10 protein-coding genes and 1 riboswitch are annotated in these 17,458 nt (G+C 64.5%); of the genes, 7 read left to right on the top strand and 3 right to left on the bottom strand.

Annotated features, from left to right (window positions below; translation table 11 throughout):
- Positions 1-3 precede the first annotated feature (3 nt).
- On the top strand, positions 4-1,023 hold the full coding sequence (locus ACVOLQ_RS04200) for an OmpA family protein (protein ID WP_481527185.1): 1,020 nt from the start codon (positions 4-6) through the stop codon (positions 1,021-1,023).
- A 787-nt stretch (positions 1,024-1,810) separates the two neighbouring features.
- Positions 1,811-5,251: a hybrid sensor histidine kinase/response regulator gene (locus ACVOLQ_RS04205; protein WP_313172760.1), complete on the top strand. Its 3,441-nt coding sequence runs from the start codon at positions 1,811-1,813 to the stop codon at positions 5,249-5,251.
- Between the two features lie 193 nt (positions 5,252-5,444).
- Here the strand turns inward: ACVOLQ_RS04205 and ACVOLQ_RS04210 are convergent, their stop codons facing one another.
- The 3 genes from ACVOLQ_RS04210 to acs form a co-directional block, all read right to left on the bottom strand.
- Positions 5,445-6,053 carry a manganese efflux pump MntP gene (locus ACVOLQ_RS04210; RefSeq protein ID WP_481527186.1) on the bottom strand — a complete coding sequence of 203 codons (609 nt, stop codon included), beginning with the start codon at positions 6,051-6,053 and terminating at the stop codon, positions 5,445-5,447.
- Positions 6,054-6,062: 9 nt separating this feature from the next.
- A riboswitch (yybP-ykoY riboswitch) is annotated at positions 6,063-6,225 on the bottom strand.
- 402 nt (positions 6,226-6,627) lie between these two features.
- Entirely contained in the window at positions 6,628-7,293 is a 666-nt protein-coding gene (locus ACVOLQ_RS04215; protein ID WP_481527187.1) for a response regulator transcription factor, read from the bottom strand.
- Positions 7,294-7,477: 184 nt separating this feature from the next.
- Complete coding sequence (gene acs / locus ACVOLQ_RS04220; protein WP_481527188.1) at positions 7,478-9,421, bottom strand: acetate--CoA ligase; 1,944 nt, start codon at positions 9,419-9,421, stop codon at positions 7,478-7,480.
- A gap of 238 nt (positions 9,422-9,659) precedes the next feature.
- Between acs and ACVOLQ_RS04225 the strand changes: the two genes are divergently transcribed.
- The 5 genes from ACVOLQ_RS04225 (at position 9,660) to bla (ending at position 17,454) form a co-directional block, all read left to right on the top strand.
- Positions 9,660-11,093, top strand: coding sequence for a DcaP family trimeric outer membrane transporter (locus ACVOLQ_RS04225; protein WP_481527189.1), 1,434 nt, complete (start codon positions 9,660-9,662; stop codon positions 11,091-11,093).
- Positions 11,094-11,244: 151 nt separating this feature from the next.
- Entirely contained in the window at positions 11,245-11,562 is a 318-nt protein-coding gene (locus ACVOLQ_RS04230; RefSeq protein ID WP_313172749.1) for a DUF485 domain-containing protein, read from the top strand.
- A complete protein-coding gene (locus ACVOLQ_RS04235) occupies positions 11,559-13,280 on the top strand; it encodes a cation acetate symporter (RefSeq protein WP_313172747.1) in 1,722 nt (573 codons plus the stop codon). Before ACVOLQ_RS04230 ends, ACVOLQ_RS04235 begins: the two co-directional genes overlap by 4 nt.
- 171 nt (positions 13,281-13,451) lie before the next feature.
- On the top strand, positions 13,452-16,172 hold the full coding sequence (locus ACVOLQ_RS04240) for a TonB-dependent receptor plug domain-containing protein (protein ID WP_481527190.1): 2,721 nt from the start codon (positions 13,452-13,454) through the stop codon (positions 16,170-16,172).
- 250 nt (positions 16,173-16,422) lie between these two features.
- Complete coding sequence (bla, locus tag ACVOLQ_RS04245) at positions 16,423-17,454, top strand: class A beta-lactamase (RefSeq protein ID WP_481527191.1); 1,032 nt, start codon at positions 16,423-16,425, stop codon at positions 17,452-17,454.
- Positions 17,455-17,458: the final 4 nt, after the last annotated feature.

Consider the following 17,458-nt stretch of genomic DNA (forward strand, 5'->3'; position numbering starts at 1 on the left):
ACCATGACCGTTATGCAAACCAAGTACCGTCCGCTGCGCAGCTTGCTGGCTGTTGCCGTCTTCGCTGTCGCCGGCACCGCCGGCGCCCAGCAGACCCAGCTCAATCCGCAGGCCAAGCGCATCAGTGACGAAGCCATCCATGCCGACCTGCAGTCGTATGAAGCGACCCAGGGCCGCATCCAGGCATTGAACGATGGAGGTCGCCCGATCCGCGACTACCACCTGTCCAAGGCCCAGTGCTGGCTGGACGTGTCGTTCCACGAATACACCCGCAATGACCGCAGCGCTTTCCCGCAGGAAGCGCTGACCGAGTCGGAGAAGCTGATCGTGGACATGGAGAATGGCGTCTCGCCGATTCCCACCGACACCGCCCTGGTCAATGATGCCAAGTACCTGCGTGCCGATCTGTGGGACCGCCTGAAGGTCATCCATGGCACGCCGGGCTTCGCCTGCGCCGCGCAGAAGGTGGCCTGTGGTGAAGTGGAGCTGGTGCACGCCGGCAACGAGTTCAACCAGCAGCAGTGGCGCCACTCCAAGCCCTACATCCAGATCGCCGAAGACCTGGTCAACGAAGCCGAAACCGCAGCGCGCCTGTGCGGCGTCGATCCGGCTGGTCCGGTGGTTGCGCCGGTAGCGGCAGGTCCGTTGATCGCCAACGTGCTGTTCGAGTTCGATCGTGACGGCTACAAGGACATCCGCACCTACTCGCTGGAGAGCGTGGATCGCGCCCTGGCCACCATCGGCAACGAGAAGCGCGAACTGGCCGGTGTGACCCTGGTTGGCCATGCCGACCGCATGCAGGGTAATGGCTTCGACTACAACCAGGCCCTGTCCGAGCGCCGTGCCAAGACCGTGCGTGAGTTGCTGATCGGCCGTGGTGTGGCGGCGGACAAGATCCGCTACGAGTACCGCGGCGACACCCAGCAGGTGCAGCAGTGCGACGGCATCAAGCCGCGTGCCGCCTTGCTGGAATGCCTGCTGCCGAACCGCCGCGTGGAAGTGCGGTTCGAGTTGGCGCAGTAAGTTCAGCGCAAAGAGTTGATCAACAACGCCCCGGCAATGCCGGGGCGTTGTTCGTTTGGGGGGGCAAGTCTCCTCCCGGGTAATCTTCGCGCGCTGGCGATCCGCCCCCTCCCTTGCGCCGCAGGCGCAGGGGAGGGCCGGGGAGGGGTAGGCGAGCGCAGCTCGAAGCTTCTTGCCTCGGAAAGTAAGAGCACCCTCAGTGGGAGGAGCAACCAACTGCCACCGCCAACAGCACCCCTCCCCAACCCTCCCCTGTGCTTCGCACAAGGGAGGGAGCAACGGCAGCAGTCGACGCATTCTTCGTGCGCTGGCGATATGCCCCCTCCCTTGCGCCGCAGGTGCAGGGGAGGGCTGGGGAGGGGTAGGCGAGTGCAGCTCGAAGCTTCTTGCCTCGGAAAGTAGGAGCACCCCCAGCGGGAGGAGCAACCAACTGCTACCGCCAACAGCACCCCTCCCCGACCCTCCCCTGTGCTTTGCACAAGGGAGGGAGCAACGGCAGCAGCTGACAAGATCCCCGCGCGCTGGCGATCTGCCCCCTCCCTTGCGCCGCAGGCGCAGGGGAGGGTTGGGGAGGGGTAGGCGAGCGCAGCTCGAAGCTTTTTGCCTAGGAAAGTAAGAGCACCCCAGCGGGAGGAGCAACCAACCGCCACCGCCAACAGCCCCCCTCCCCAACCCTCCCCTGTGCTGCGCACAAGGCAGGGAGCCGAGCCGCAGCTCGCGCAACCCCCAAAGCCCCAACCCAGCGGAATGGCTACACTGGACCGGCTAAGTCGCATGGGAAACACCCTTGGTCTCCAGCTGGATCCTGCTCCTGGTCTCACTCTGCTATGCCGCGCTGCTGTTCGGGGTGGCGTGGTGGGGTGACCGTCGTCCGCTGTATCCGGACCGCCCCTGGCTGCGGCCGGTGGTCTACAGCCTGGCGCTGGCGGTCTATTGCTCGTCCTGGACCTTCTACGGTGCGGTCGGCTCGGCGGTGCGTTACGGCATCGGCTATCTGCCTATTTATCTGGGCCCGCTGCTGATGCTGATGTTCGGCTGGCGCATCATCGAGCGGCTGGCGCTGATCGCCCGCAGCGAGAACGTGGTGTCCATCGCCGACTTCATCTCCTCGCGCTTTGGCCGCTCACGCCGGCTGGCGGCATTGGTCGCCTTGATCGCGCTGATCGGCGTGGTGCCGTACCTGGCCCTGCAGTACAAGGCCGTGGCGATGAGCCTGCAGGTGCTGACCGGCGATGCCGCCGGCAAGGGCTTCCTGACCGACCCGGCGCTGTATGTGGCGCTGCTGATGGCCTTGTTCGCCATCCTGTTCGGCACCCGCCAGGTCGATGCCACCGAACACCACTACGGCATGATGCTGGCCATCGCGGTGGAATCGCTGATCAAGCTGCTGGCGATGGTCGCCATCGGCGTGTTCGCCTATGTGTGGCTGACTGACCGTGGCGAGTCGGTCGTGCAGTCGGCACGCACCCTGTTTGAAGGCATGCCGCCGGTCGGCTTCGTCTCGCAGACGCTGCTCAGCTTCCTTGCCCTGATCTGTCTGCCACGGCAGTTCCACGTTGCCGTGGTGGAGTGCGGCAATGCCGGCGACGTCAGGCGCGCACGCTGGATGTTCGGCGGCTATCTGGTGCTGATTTCGTTGATGATCGTGCCCATCGCTACCGCCGGCGCGGCGATGTTCGGCACCGGCCTGGCTTCGGACGACACCCTGGTATTGGCCTTGCCGATGTTCGCCGGCAATACCACGCTGGCCCTGATCGCCTATATCGGCGGCTTCTCCGCGGCCACCGGCATGGTCATCGTGTCTTCGATCGCGCTGGCGACGATGATCAGCAACGACCTGGTGATGCCGCTGCTGCTACGCCGTAGCGGCGATCACCGCGAGGCCGCCAATGTCGCCTCGCGCGTGCTGTGGATACGGCGCATGGCGATCGTGCTGCTGGCCTTGGTTGCCTATGGTTACTACCGCGGCAGCAACGACGACACCATGCTGGCCGCCTATGGCTTGATGGCCTTTGCGGCGGTGGCGCAGTTCGCGCCGGGCCTGCTTGGTGGCCTGTACTGGCGTGGCGCCAGCCGCCGCGGCGTGGAAACCGGCATGTTGGCGGGCTTCGTGGTCTGGGCCTACACCTTGCTGGTGCCAGCGCTGAGCCATGGCGGCTGGCTGGATGCGAGCCTGCTCACGCAGGGGCCGTTCGGCATCGGCTGGCTGCGCCCACAACAGTTGTTCGGCCTGACCGGTTGGGACCCACTGACCCATGGCACGTTCTGGTCGCTGTTGATCAACACCGTAACCATGTTGCTGGTGTCGATGCGCTGGCGGCCTGATGTCGCCGAGCGGTTGCGCGCCGCCCCATTCCTGGATCCTTACGCCAAGCGTCCGGTGGTGGCCGGTGATTGGCCGGCGCACGTCAAGGTGCGTGATCTGCTGGCCCTGGCAACCCGTGTCATCGGTGACAACCGTGCGCGGCGTTCGTTCGGTGAACAGGCGCAGTTGCTGGAGCGCGAATTCCAGCCCGCTGCCGCCGCCGACCGCGTCTGGGTGCAGTTCACCGAGCGCCTGCTCGCGGCGTCCATTGGCGCGGCGTCCGCGCGCCTGCTGCTGACCAGCCTGCTGCGCGGCTCGGGCATGGATCTGGGCGAAGTGGTGGCGGTGCTGGACGAGGCCGGACAGGAGCTGCGCTTCAACCGCGAGATTCTTTCCACCACGCTGGAAAACATCAGCGCCGGGGTCAGCGTGGTTGATCCGGAAATGCGCCTGACCGCATGGAATCGCCGCTACCAGCAGATGTTCGGCTATCCCGACGGCATGCTTTACGTCGGCCGTCCCGTCGCTGACCTGATCCGCTACAACGCCGAACGCGGCGAGCTTGGCTCGGGTGATATCGAAGTGCAGATCAATCGCCGCATCGGCTATATGCGCGCCGGTTCACCCCATGTGTTCGAGCGCACCGGCGCCGATGGCAAGGTGATCGAGCTGCGCGGCCAAGCGCTGCCCGGCGGCGGCTATGTCACCAGCTACAACGACATCACCGACTTCAAGAACGCCGAGCAGGCGCTGCTGGAAGCCAATGAGACCCTGGAACAGCGCGTGGCCGAGCGTTCACAGGCAGCGGAGGCCGCGCAGCAATCGAAGACGCGCTTCCTGGCGGCGATCAGCCACGACGTGCTGCAGCCCCTGAACGCCGCGCGGTTGTTTGCATCGGCGCTGCGCGACAGCCTGCACGAGACCGAGGAGCAGCGGCATCTGGCTGAGCGTGTCGATGCTTCGTTGCGTGCTGCCGAAGAATTGCTGGATGGTCTGCTGGACGTGTCGCGCCTGGATGCCGGTGGCCTGCGCCCGACCATCAGTGAATTCGACGCCAGTGTCCTGGTCCGCGAGCTTGCGGCGCAGTACACGCCGGTCGCGGCAGGGCGTGGCCTGCGCCTGCATGTGTTTGCGCGCACCGCCTGGGTACGCAGCGATAGGCGCTTGCTGCGCCGTGTGTTGCAGAATTTCATGGCCAACGCGCTGCGCTATACGCGTAGCGGTCGCATCGTGCTGGCGTTGCGTGTGCGCGGCGAAGAAGTCGAGTTGCAGGTATGGGATACCGGCCCCGGTATTCCCGAGCACCATATGCAGCAGATCTTCAACGAGTTCCATCGCTACCAGCAGCCATTCGATTGGGGCGAGCAGGGCCTGGGTCTGGGCTTGTCGATCTGCCAGCGCATCTCGCGCCTGCTCGATCACGGCTTGAATGCGCGCAGCCAGCCTGGCCACGGCAGCATGTTCTCGATCAGCTTGCCGCGCGTGCCGACGCCTGCCGCACCGCTGCCAGCGCCGCGCCAGCAGACGGCTTTTGGCGGTGATGATTCATTGGCCGGCATGCGCGTGCTGTGCGTGGACAACGACCAGGAGATCCTCGACGGCATGCGTGCCTTGCTGGGCCGCTGGAAGGTGGAAGTGATCGCCGCCAGCACGGTGGACATGGCCCTGGAGAAGCTGGGCGAACAGCCCGACGTGATGCTGGTGGATTACCACCTGCATGATCGTCTTGATGGACTGGATACCCTGATCGCCCTGCGCGAGGCCGCGCATAGGCCTTTGCCTGGCGCCTTGCTGACCGCCGATGGCCGCGATGAGTTGAAGCGCATGGCCCGCGAACGCGGCTACCGCGTGCTGACCAAGCCAGTGAAGCCGGCCTCACTGCGCGCGTTCCTGACCGCATTGAATGACCCGCGCAGGCGCTAGCAGCCAGAACTGTAGTGCCGAGCCATGCTCGGCAGGGCTTCACCAGCGAAAAGCCGCCCTCACCCCAACCCCTCTCCCGCACGCGGGAGAGGGGCTAGATCTGTAGTGCCGAGCCATGCTCGGCAGCGGCCTTACCGGTAATGCCCCAGCGCAGCATGGCTGCGCTCTACAAATGGCGTGCCGGCTTCGCGATTTACGCCGCTCCGACCACAGCCGCCGCGGCCGTCAGATGCTCGTACAAAATCGCGCAGCCGATGATGATCAGGATCACGCCGCCAATGATCTCCGCGCGCTTGCCAACCAAGGAACCCAAGGCACGGCCAAGCATGATGCCGATGGTCACCATGGTCATCGTGCACAGGCCGATCACCAGAGCCACCACGCCGATGTGCACATCAAGGAAGGCCAGGCCCACGCCGATCGCCATCGCATCGATGCTGGTGGCGAAGCCGGTCGCGGCCAGGGTCCAGAAACTCTTGTGCTGTTCGCCGCTGGCGTCGCCGGCACCCTCGTCTTCGCTTTCATCATCGGGCTTCAGGCCGGCAAAGATCATGTGCGCGCCCAGTACGCCAAGCAGGCCGAACGCGATCCAGTGATCGAAGGCCTGCACGTATTGCGACGCAGCGCGGCCCAGCAGCCAGCCGATGAGGGGGGTGAGGGCTTCGATCACGCCGAAGATCAAGCCCGCGCGCAGGGCGTCGAGCAGGCGTGGCTTGCGCATGGCAGCGCCCTTGCCAACCGCCGCAGCGAAGGCGTCGGTGGACATGGCGAAGCCGATCAGAACAATGGAAATGGGAGACATCAGGATTACCTGGTCGGGCGGACACGAACGGCATGCGCCGCGCCCAACCAAAGTTGCGCACGCATGCCGCTGGTCTCGCCAACCGGGTCTGGCTGCCCACACCACGGCGCAGTGGCCGAGTATGTTGATGTGGGCGCTTCCATTGCTGGAAGCAGGCTACTCCCCAAGGGAGCGCGGATTGTAGCAGCAAGCTGCAGCGATGGCAGGCCACCGTGTTTGTAGGAGCGGCGTGAGCCGCGAAGCCGGTGGATTTTGGTCGCCGGACACAACGCCATTCAGAAATCCGGCTGTTTGAGGATTGCGTGGAGAGGCCTCGAGCACGCTATCTGAAGGATCATTTGCTTCGCGGCTTACGCCGCTCCTACAAAAAGAGGGCTGTCCTGCAGGGCCATGCGGCTGCTTGGACTGTTTGTGGGAGCGGCGTAAGCCGCGAAGCCGGTAGATTTAGGCTGCTGGACACATTGCCATTCAGAAATCTGGCTGTTTGCGGCTGCTTGGAATTCCCGCTATCTGCAGTCTCGCTGGCCTCGCGGCTTACGCCGCTCCCACGAGGGCTTTTCGCTTCTGCGGCAGCTCAGTCTTCTTCCGGCGGCAACACGATGGTGTCGTCGTCGATGGCCAGCTTGCCGGCCATCAGCACCGCCTGGGTACGGTTGGTGACGCCGAGCTTGCGCAGGATGGCGGTGACATGGGCCTTGATGGTGGCCTCGGAGACGCCCAGGTCATAGGCGATCTGCTTGTTCAGGCGGCCCACGCCGAGCATCTGCAGGACACGGAACTGCTGCGGGGTCAGTTCGCGCAGGCGCTGGCCGACTTCGCGTTCTTCATTCGGGGTCGGCGGCACGTTGTGCGCCTCCGCCGGTGCCCAGCGCTCGCCATCGAGGATGGTGCCCAGCGCATGGCCGATGGTGTCCGAATCGGCGGACTTGGGGATGAAGCCGAAGGCGCCATGGTCCAGTGCACGCCGCATCACCGTGGCTTCCTCGCGTGCGGACACCACCACGATGGGCAACTGCGGATGCAGCGAACGCAGGTGCACCAGCGCATTGAAGCCTTGCGCGCCCGGCATGTTGAGGTCCATCAACACCAGGTCGGCATCGGGGTGTTGTTCGGCCAGTGCGTACAGTGCTTCGACGCTGTCGGCCTCCATCAGCTGCACGCCGGGAATGACGCGTTGCACCGCGCCCTTCAGGGCTTCGCGGAACAGCGGATGGTCGTCGGCAATGAGGAGGGTAGGCATGGGGCGAGTAGTGAGTGATGAGAAGTCAGGAGTGAGAGCTTGGATCGTCCTGCCCGATGCTACCGCTGTTGCAACGGGCAGGACAGCCGAGCATCGGTGCAGAAGGAGGAGTGAAGGTGCCGGCTGCACTTGCGGTTGCCGTCACTCACTCCTCGCTCCTCATCACTCACTCCTGGTTGTTCCTTCAGCGGACCTTGCGCTCTTCCACCAGCGACGCCACCACCGACGGATCGGCCAGGGTCGAGGTGTCGCCAAGCTGGTCCGGCGCGTTCTCGGCGATCTTGCGCAGGATGCGGCGCATGATCTTGCCCGAGCGGGTCTTGGGCAGGCCCGGTGCCCACTGCAGGTGGTCCGGCGCAGCGATCGGGCCGATCTCCTTGCGTACCCAGGTCACCAGTTCCTTGAGCAGCTCGTCGGTCTGTGCTTCGCCGGCGATCAGGGTGACATAGGCATAGATGCCCTGGCCCTTGATCTCGTGCGGGAAGCCGACCACGGCCGCCTCGGCCACCTTCGGGTGCGAGACCAGCGCGCTTTCCACTTCGGCGGTGCCAATGCGGTGGCCGGAGACGTTGATCACGTCATCGACGCGGCCGGTGATCCAGTAATAGCCGTCTTCATCGCGGCGGCAACCGTCGCCGGTGAAGTAGCTGCCCGGGTAGGTACGGAAATAGGTGTCGATGAAACGCTGGTGGTCACCGTAGACGGTGCGCATCTGGCCCGGCCAGGAGTCGCGGATGATCAGGTTGCCTTCGGTGGCGCCTTCCAGCGGCTCACCATCGGCGCTGACCAGGGCCGGCTGCACGCCGAAGAACGGCAGCGTGGCCGAGCCCGGCTTCAGGTCGATGGCACCCGGCAGCGGCGAAATCAGGATGCCACCGGTTTCGGTCTGCCACCAGGTGTCCACGATCGGGCAGCGTGCATCGCCAACCACGTCGTAATACCAGCGCCAGGCTTCCGGATTGATCGGCTCACCCACGCTGCCGAGCAGGCGCAGGCTCTTGCGCGAGGTGCGCTTGACCGGCTCCTCGCCTTCGCGCATCAGCGCACGGATGGCGGTGGGCGCGGTGTAGAAGATGGTGACCTGGTGCTTGTCGATCACATCCCAGAAGCGCGAGGTGTTCGGGTAGTTGGGCACGCCCTCGAACATCACCGAGGTGGCGCCGTTGGCCAGCGGGCCGTAGACGATGTAGCTGTGGCCGGTGACCCAGCCGACGTCGGCGGTGCACCAGTAGATGTCGTCCTCGCGCAGGTCGAACACGGCTTCGTGGGTATAGGCCGCATACAGCAGGTAACCACCGCTGGTGTGCAGCACGCCCTTGGGCTTGCCGGTGGAGCCGGAGGTGTAGAGGATGAACAGCGGATCTTCCGCGTTCATGCGCTCGGGTTCGCACTCGGCCGGCTGGGTGTCCACCACGTCGTGGAACCAGCGGTCACGCGGCGCCTGCATGTCGACCGCGCCACCGGTGTGGCGCACCACCAGCACGGTTTCCACGGTATTGGTGCCGGGCAGCTTCAGCGCGGCATCGACGTTGGCCTTCAGCGGCACCTTCTTGCCACCACGCAGGCCTTCGTCGGCGGTGATGATCAGCTTGCTGGCGCAGTCGCCGACACGGTCGGCGATGGAGTTGGCGGCAAAGCCACCGAACACCACCGAGTGGATGGCACCGACACGGGCGCAGGCCAGCATCGCCACCGCGGCGTCGACGATCATCGGCAGGTAGATGGTGACGCGGTCACCCTTCTTGATGCCGAGGTTGCGCAGCGCGTTGCCCAAGCGGCATACGCGTTCGTACAGTTCGCGATAAGTGACCTTCTGCGCCGGGCTGTCCGGGCCATCGGGCTCGAACAGGATCGCCGTCTTGTCACCGCGCGTGGCCAGCTGCCGGTCCAGGCAGTTGACGCTGACATTGAGCTCGCCGTCCTCGAACCACTTGATGCGGAAATCGTCGAGCTGGTAGCTGACGTTCTTGATCTTGGTCGGCTTCTTGAACCAATCCAGGCGCTCGGCGGCCTTTGCCCAGAATGCATCGGGGTTTTCGACCGATTCGCGGTACAGCTGCTGGTACGTGTTCTTGTCGATCCGTGCCTTCTCGGCGAACGCGGAATCAACGGGATATACATCAGTCATGGCAACCCTCACCTTTGCACTTGTAACCAATGAATGCGCTCTGTCGAGGGACAGAGGCGGACACCCCAAGTGTGCCGCATCCACCCCCCATCGCGCTGCCCCCTTTGTTAGACGATGGTCGAACAGACGCCTGCTTACGACTAATGGCGAATAGCCGCCCGCCACCTGGCCCGCGCACGCTGGCTGCGACCGTGCAACCGGTGCGGCCCGTTCGCCAGCCTGGAGAGAGGCAGTCCCAATGAATCGAAACATGTTGAAAACGGCCCGCCGGCCACTCGCTGCCGCGCTGTTTGTCGCGCTGGTTGCGCCGGGCATGGCCTTTGCCGAGACCGCAAAAGAGAAGGCGCTGGAAGCACGCGTCGCCGATCTTGAACGGCAGGTGCAGCTGCTGCTGTCCACCCAGCAGCAACAGCAGGGCGCCATCGCCCAGACCCAGAGTGAAGTGGTGCAGGTCCGTACTGCGCAGGCCGAGCGCGCTGCCGCACCGGCGGTGCCGGCCGGCAAGCAGCCGATCCAGGTCACCAGCATCACCCCGGGCGCGACCGCGGGCACCACCTTCAAGGTGGGCGGCTTCATCAAGGCCGATTTCCTTGCCACGCGTACCGGTGATGGCCAGCTGGCTGACGATGCCACCGGCCGCGCGCTGTATCTGCCGGGCCAGACCCCGGTGCATGGCGCCGGTGGTTCGGGCAAGGCTTCGGACGTGGACTACAACGCCCACGCCAAGTTCTCGCGCTTCAACCTGGGCGTGGACCATGTCGCCGAGAACGGCGACAAGGCCGGCGCCATGGTCGAGATGGATTTCTTCGGCAATTCGCTGGGCAACCAGACCGCGACCAATACCTATGGCGTCACTCTGCGCCACGCCTATATGTACTGGAACAACTGGCTGGCCGGCCAGACCTGGTCCAACTTCATGGACGCGGCCTCGATTCCGGAAGCGGCTGACTTCGTCGGCCCCACCGATGGCGTGGTATTCGTGCGCCAGGCGCAGATCCGCTACACCAATGGCGGCCTGAGTGTTGCCCTGGAAAATCCGGAAACCACCACGCTTACCGGCACCTTCAACCCGGTCACCAACAAGTGGAACGTGCCGGCGGTTGCCAACTCCGACCGTGGCTCGCTGCCCGACCTGACCGTGCGTTACGGTTGGAAGGGCGATTGGGGCACCTTCGGCGTCGCCGGTCTGGTGCGCCAGCTCAAGCTCGACAACCAGACCACCGGTGCTGATGCCAGCAAGGTGGCCGGCGGCATCACCCTTGGCGGCAAGTGGCTGATGGGCGATGCCGATACCCTGCATTACCAGCTGACCGGTGGCGAAGGCATTTCCCGCTATATCGGTCTTGGCATCACCGCCGACAGCGGTTATGACGCGCTCCGCGACGAGATCGACCCGACCGGCGTGGTTGCCGGTTATGTCGGCTGGCGCCATGCCTTCAGCCCGAAGCTGCGCACCAACCTGATCTACGCCCGCAGCGACTACGACAACAACGCCTCCATCACCGGTGACCTGGTGACCAAGAGCGTGCAGTCGATCCGCGGCAACATCTTCTACACGCCGATGCCCAAGGTCGATGTCGGTGCCGAGTTGATGTACGGCGTGCGCGAGATCGAGAACGGCAAGAAGGGCGATATCAGCCGCCTGCAGTTCACCACCAAGTACAGCTTCTGACCCATCCGCCAGCGGCGCTGCAGTAGCGCCGCTGGTGCGCCTGAAAACGTAGTACGCCCCATCTCCCTACCCCCACGGGGAGCACTCATGTGACCGTCAAGGCATCTCCGCATGCCATGGCGTTCGTATTCCCAACGCCTGGAGAATTCCGATGAATGCTTCCGTCGATCCCCGTGTAGAGCGGATCGCCTCCAACCCGAAATACCAACGGCTGCGCAGCTCGCGCAACAAGCTGGGTTGGTTCCTGACCATCCTGATGTTGCTGGGCTACTACGGCTATATCGGCCTGATCGCCTTCGACAAGGCCTTCCTGGCCACGCCGATCGGCCCCGGCAAGATCACCACCGTTGGTATTCCGATCGCCTTGGGCTTGATGGTGTTCACCATCGTCATCACCGGCTTCTACGTGCGCCGCGCCAACAAGGAATTCGACAAGTTGACCGCAGAAATCGTGGAGGAAGCACAATGACCCACTCCTTCCTGCGAACCGGTGCACTGCTGGGCCTGCTGATCGCCAGCGGTGCGGCCATGGCCGCCGGTGGCGACATCGGCCAGACCGTGCGCCAGCCGACCAACTGGACCGCGATCATCATGTTCGCGACCTTCGTGGTGTTCACGCTTGGCATCACCAAGTGGGCCGCTGGCCGCACCAAGTCGGCGTCCGATTTCTACACTGCCGGTGGCGGCATCACCGGTTTCCAGAACGGTCTGGCCATTGCCGGTGACTACATGTCGGCAGCCTCGTTCCTAGGCATCACCGCCGCGGTGATGACCAATGGTTACGACGGCCTGATCTATGCACTGGGCTTCCTCGTCGGTTGGCCGATCCTGACCTTCCTGATGGCAGAACGCCTGCGTAACCTCGGCCGCTTCACCTTCGCCGACGTCGCCGGCTACCGCTTCCAGGCCAAGCCCATCCGCATGTTCGCGGCATCGGGCACGCTGGTGGTGGTGCTGTTCTACCTGATCGCACAGATGGTGGGTGCCGGTGCGCTGATCAAGCTGCTGTTCGGCCTGGACTACTGGATCGCAGTGGCGCTGGTCGGCGTGCTGATGATGGTCTACGTGCTGTTCGGCGGCATGACTGCCACCACCTGGGTGCAGATCATCAAGGCCTGCCTGTTGCTGTCGGGCGTGACCTTCATGGCCGTGATGGTGATGTGGCACTTCAACTTCAGCTTCGAGGCGTTGTTCACCGAGGCGGTGCGGGTCAAGACCCAGATCGCAGCCAACGGCGGCAAGAGTGCCGAGGAAGCGGCCAGTACCGGCCTGGCGATCATGGGGCCAGGTGGCTTCGTCAAGGATCCGATCTCGGCAATCTCGTTCGGCATGGCACTGATGTTCGGTACCGCCGGCCTGCCGCACATCCTGATGCGCTTCTTCACCGTTCCCGATGCAAAGCAGGCACGCAAGTCGGTGCTGTGGGCAACCACCTGGATCGGCTACTTCTACATCCTGATCTTCATCATCGGCTTCGGTGCGATCGCCCTGGTGCTGACCAATCCGGAGTATGCGGATCCGGTCACCGGCACCATCCAGGGCGGCCCGAACATGGCAGCCGTGCTGGTCGGCAAGGCCGTTGGCGGCAATATGTTCATGGGCTTCATCTCGGCCGTGGCCTTCGCCACCATCCTGGCCGTGGTTGCTGGCCTGACGCTGTCCGGTGCATCGGCGGTGTCGCATGACCTGTATGCCACGGTGTTCAAGAAGGGCAACCCGGCACCGGGCTCGGAGCTGCGTGTCTCGCGCATCACCACCTTGGCGTTGGGCGTGATCGCGGTGCTGCTGGGTATCGTGTTCGAGAAGCAGAACGTGGCCTTCATGGTGTCGCTGGCCTTCGCCATCGCTGCATCGGCGAACTTCCCGGTGCTGATCCTGTCGCTGCTGTGGAAGGACTGCACCACCCGCGGTGCGGTGATTGGTGGTTCGTTGGGCCTGGCCTCGTCGCTGATCCTGACCCTGCTGTCGCCGTCGGTGTGGGTGGACACGCTGGGCAACGCGGCCGGCAGTGCGCCGTTCCCGTACACCAGCCCGGCCCTGTTCTCGATGACGATTGCTTTCGTCGCCATCTGGTTCTTCTCGATCACCGACAAGAGCAAGAACGCACAGGCCGAGCGTGCCGCCTACCCGGCACAGGAAGTGCGCGCCGAGACCGGCATTGGTGCGAGCAAGGCCTCGTCGCACTAAGCATTGGTAACGTTTGAAACAACGGCCAGCCCTGTGCTGGCCGTTGTCGTTTGAGCGGTTGGTATCGGGGTTTTCCCTGATGCGGGGCGGGAAGGTGGCTTCCTAAGATGTGGGTGAGGGTCCGCATTGTCAGGTCAGCCGTTCCACTTCCAGCCTTCTGCGAGGAACCGTATGCCGCGCCGTATCGCCAGAACCACGTTGTCCACGGGCATCGCCCTGATCATCGCCGGCAGCCTGCCCAGTGCCTTCGCCCAAGCGGTCGATGCCAAGCCTGACCAGACCACTGACAAGGTGGTGGATATCGGCAGCGTCAACGTCACCGCATCTGGCTCGCGCATCGACCGGCCGGGCTTCAACGCGCCGACGCCGACGGTGAAGGTGACACCGGAGGACCTGCAGCTCTCCACCCACACCAATATCGCCGCCGCGCTGAACGACCTGCCGCAGTTCCGCGGCACGGTGTCGCCGCAGACCCATACCACCGGCGTGGATGCGGCACGGGCGCCGGTCGACCTGCGTGGCCTCGGCGTCAGCCGCACCCTGGTGCTGCTGGATGGACGGCGCTTCTCCAGTGACAACGACCTGGCCAGCATTCCTTCGATCCTGATCAGCGGCGTGGACGTGGTGACCGGCGGTGCCTCCGCCGCCTGGGGCTCGGGCGCGGTTGCCGGTGTGGTCAACGTGCAGCTGGACAGCCAATTGGTAGGCACCAGGATCGACGTGCAGGGCGGCATGTCCTCGCGCTCGGACAACCAGAAGCAATACATTTCGGCCGCCACCGGTTTCGAGATCGCACAGGGCCGCGGCCACATCGTCATCGGCGGCGAGGCGCTGAACAACGACGGCATCCTGCCTAAGTCATCGCGTCCATGGCTGGGCCGCACCGCGCAGCTGTCCAATGGCGATGGCACGTTCACGATGAAGGACAACGTGGGTTACGGCAATGCCGCGATCGGCGGCTTGATCACCACCGGTGTGCTGGCCGGGCAGGCCTTCAATCCGGATGGCAGCCTGCGGCCGTTCCCAGGCTATACCGGTGCCTCGTTGATCCAGGGTGGTGAGAGTCCGAGCAATGACGACATCAGCTCACTGATGACGCCACAGCGCCGCTACAACGTGCTGGGAAGGTTGTCGTGGAACCTCACCGACAACACCAGCCTGACCATGGACGTGCGCCACTCGCGCAGCTGGAACCGCTTCCCATGGTTCGGCGACCACAACCGTGGCACCGGCTTGAAGATCAGTGTGGACAACGCCTTCCTGCCCACAGCCGTGCGTGATGCATTGCTGGCCGCAGGCGAAACCAGTTTTGGGCTTGGTCGCTTCAACAGCGAATTTGCCTTTCCCGATATCGATTACGACCGCCGCACCACCCAGTTCACTGCGGCGCTGGATGGCGTGGTCGGCGACAACTGGCGCTGGAGCGGCTACTACAGCCACGGCGACAACCAGTCCGATCTGGCCGCGCCGGGCTTCCTGCTGACCAGCAACTACCGCGACGCAGTGGATGCGGTGATTGATCCGGTCAGCGGCAAGCCGGTATGCCGGGTGACCCTGACCAACCCCAACTCCGGTTGCGTGCCGATCAACCTGATCGGCCATGGCGCACCCTCGGCCGAGGCAGCTGCCTATGTCACCGGTACGCCCAAGCGCATGACCAATACCAAGCTCGATGCCGCCGGCCTGGACCTGCGTGGCGAGCCGTTCTCGTTGCCGGCCGGCGAAGTCTCGGTGGCGATGGGGCTGGAAGCGCGCAAGGAACAGATCGACCAGAAGGTGGGTGCGCAGGACCTGACCAAGTCGTTCAGTACCTGGAGCTCCTCGCCGATGGCCGGCAGCTTCCAGGTCCGCGAAGCCTTCGCCGAAGTGGCCGCACCGCTGTTGCGTGACATGCCGGTGCTGCGTGACCTGCAGGTCAATGCGGCGGCGCGCTTCAGCGACTACAACAGCTCCGGTGCGATCTGGTCGTGGAAGTACGGCATGACCAACGAGTTCTTCGACGGCTTCCGTGGCCGCTTCACCCGCTCGCGCGATATCCGCTCGGCCAACCTGTCGGAGATGTACACCACCAGCACCACCGGTTGGTCGACCATCAGCGATCCGCTGACCGGCACCTCGATCAGTGCGCTGGTGATTGGCGGCGGCAATCCGCTGCTGGACCCGGAGAAGGCCGACACCTTGACCGCCGGCTTCACCTGGGCGCCGGCCAGCGTGCCGGGACTGATCATGTCGGTGGATTACTTCGACATCGAGATCAAGGACGTGATCACCCAGGTGTCGGCGCAGGAAACGGTGCTGCGTTGCATCGCCGGCAACCAGGCCATGTGTGGGCGCATCCAGCGCGATGGCAACGGCGAGATCGAGCGGATCAACTCCAACTACGTCAACCTGGCCGAGTACCGTACCAATGGTGTCGATCTGGACCTGCTTTACAACCTGCAGGCGGCGAAGTTGTTCCCGGCGATGTCGGGCAACTTCCACACCCGCGTGCTGGCGACCTGGACCGACAACCTCACCACCTTCGACGGCAAGAACACCTTCGAGTACGTGACCTCGCAGGGCCTCACCGGCGGCTCCGGTGTGCCACGCTGGCGTGCAAACGCGACCTTCGGCTGGCGTGGTGATCGCTATGCTGCGCAGGCGCGTGCGCGTTACATCTCGGCCGGCGTCTACAACAACCAGCTGGTGCTGACCAACGGCAACATCCCGTCCTATGTGTATTGGGATGTGGGTGGCAAGGCGCGTTTCGCGTTGGCGGGCGACAACGAGGTCGAGGTCTACGCCGACATCAGCAACCTGTTCGACAAGAAGTCCCCCTTGGGTGCGGTCGGCTCGCCTTATTACGATGTGGTCGGCCGTTATTTCACGCTTGGCGCACGCATGCGCTTCTAGGGATGAACCGACAGGCAGGAAGGTTTGGGACAACCGTAGCCCGGGTAAGCGCAGCGCCCCGGGGCCGTTCACGGACCGCCCGAAACAACCGTAGAACCCTGTTCCCGGGTGCGCTGCGCTTACCCGGGCTACGCTCGGAATGCTGATTGCGCTTGGCCGCGGAACCACTGGATGACGCATCATCCAGATCAACAGGAACAGTGGCCGTCGCCGTAGCGCTTCAAGGGCTTCTTTTGCAGAGGAATTGAACATGTACCAGTACCACCTCCGTCGCTCGCCATCGCATCCACGCGCGCGTGCGCTGCTCCTGGCGCCGCTGCTGGCCTGCCTGCTGCTGCCGGCAATGGCCGCCACCAAACCGGCGTCCAGCCAGGGCCTGCAGGTAGAAGCGCAACGACTTGCCGCACAACTGCCCGGCAGGCTGGGTGCGGCCATCATCCATCTGGAAAGCGGCCGCAGCGTCCACCTCGATGCGGACCGGGCCTTCCCCATGGCCAGCACGATGAAAGTGCCGGTGGCCGTGCACATCCTCAAACTGGTGGACGAGGGCAAGCTCACGCTGACACAGCAGGTGACGCTGGACGAAGATGATGTCTATCCGGAGATGGGCGGGCCGATGGACCTGCACCTGAGTGCCGGGTCGGCCATCACCGTGCGCGATCTGCTGCACATGATGATCACGGTCAGCGACAACAACGCCACCGACATCCTGATCCGTCTTGGCGGCGGTACCACGGCGGTCAATGCACGCATGCAGGCGCTGGGCATCAGTGGCATGCGGGTCGATCGCTACATCTGGGAACTGCTGGCCAACTATCGCGGCAATAACGCCTCGCAGGCCAATCCGATGGGGCCGGCAGCCTATGCCGAACTGTCGCGCACTGAGCGCAGCGAGGAGCTGCGTCGTGGCCACACCAATGCCTGGAATGAAGATCCGCGCGACACCAGCAGCGCCCGCGCGATGGCGACCCTGTTGCAGAAGGTCTGGCGTGGCGACGTACTGCAGCCAGGCTCGACCAAGCTGCTCCAGGACATCATGCTCGACACCCGCACCGGCAGCGCCCGCCTGCGTGGCATGTTGCCGAAGGAAACCCCCGTGGCGCACAAGACCGGCACGGTGGGGGATGTGATCAACGATGTTGGCGTGATCACGCTGCCGGGCGGACGCGGCCATGCCATCGTTACCGTATTCGTGCAGTCACGCGCCAGCAGCGAGGAGCGCGACGCGGCCATCGCACAGCTGGCGCGTGCCGCGCATGACTACTTCCTGTTCGTGCCTTGAGTTG

Source organism: Stenotrophomonas sp. STEN031, from assembly GCF_056759975.1.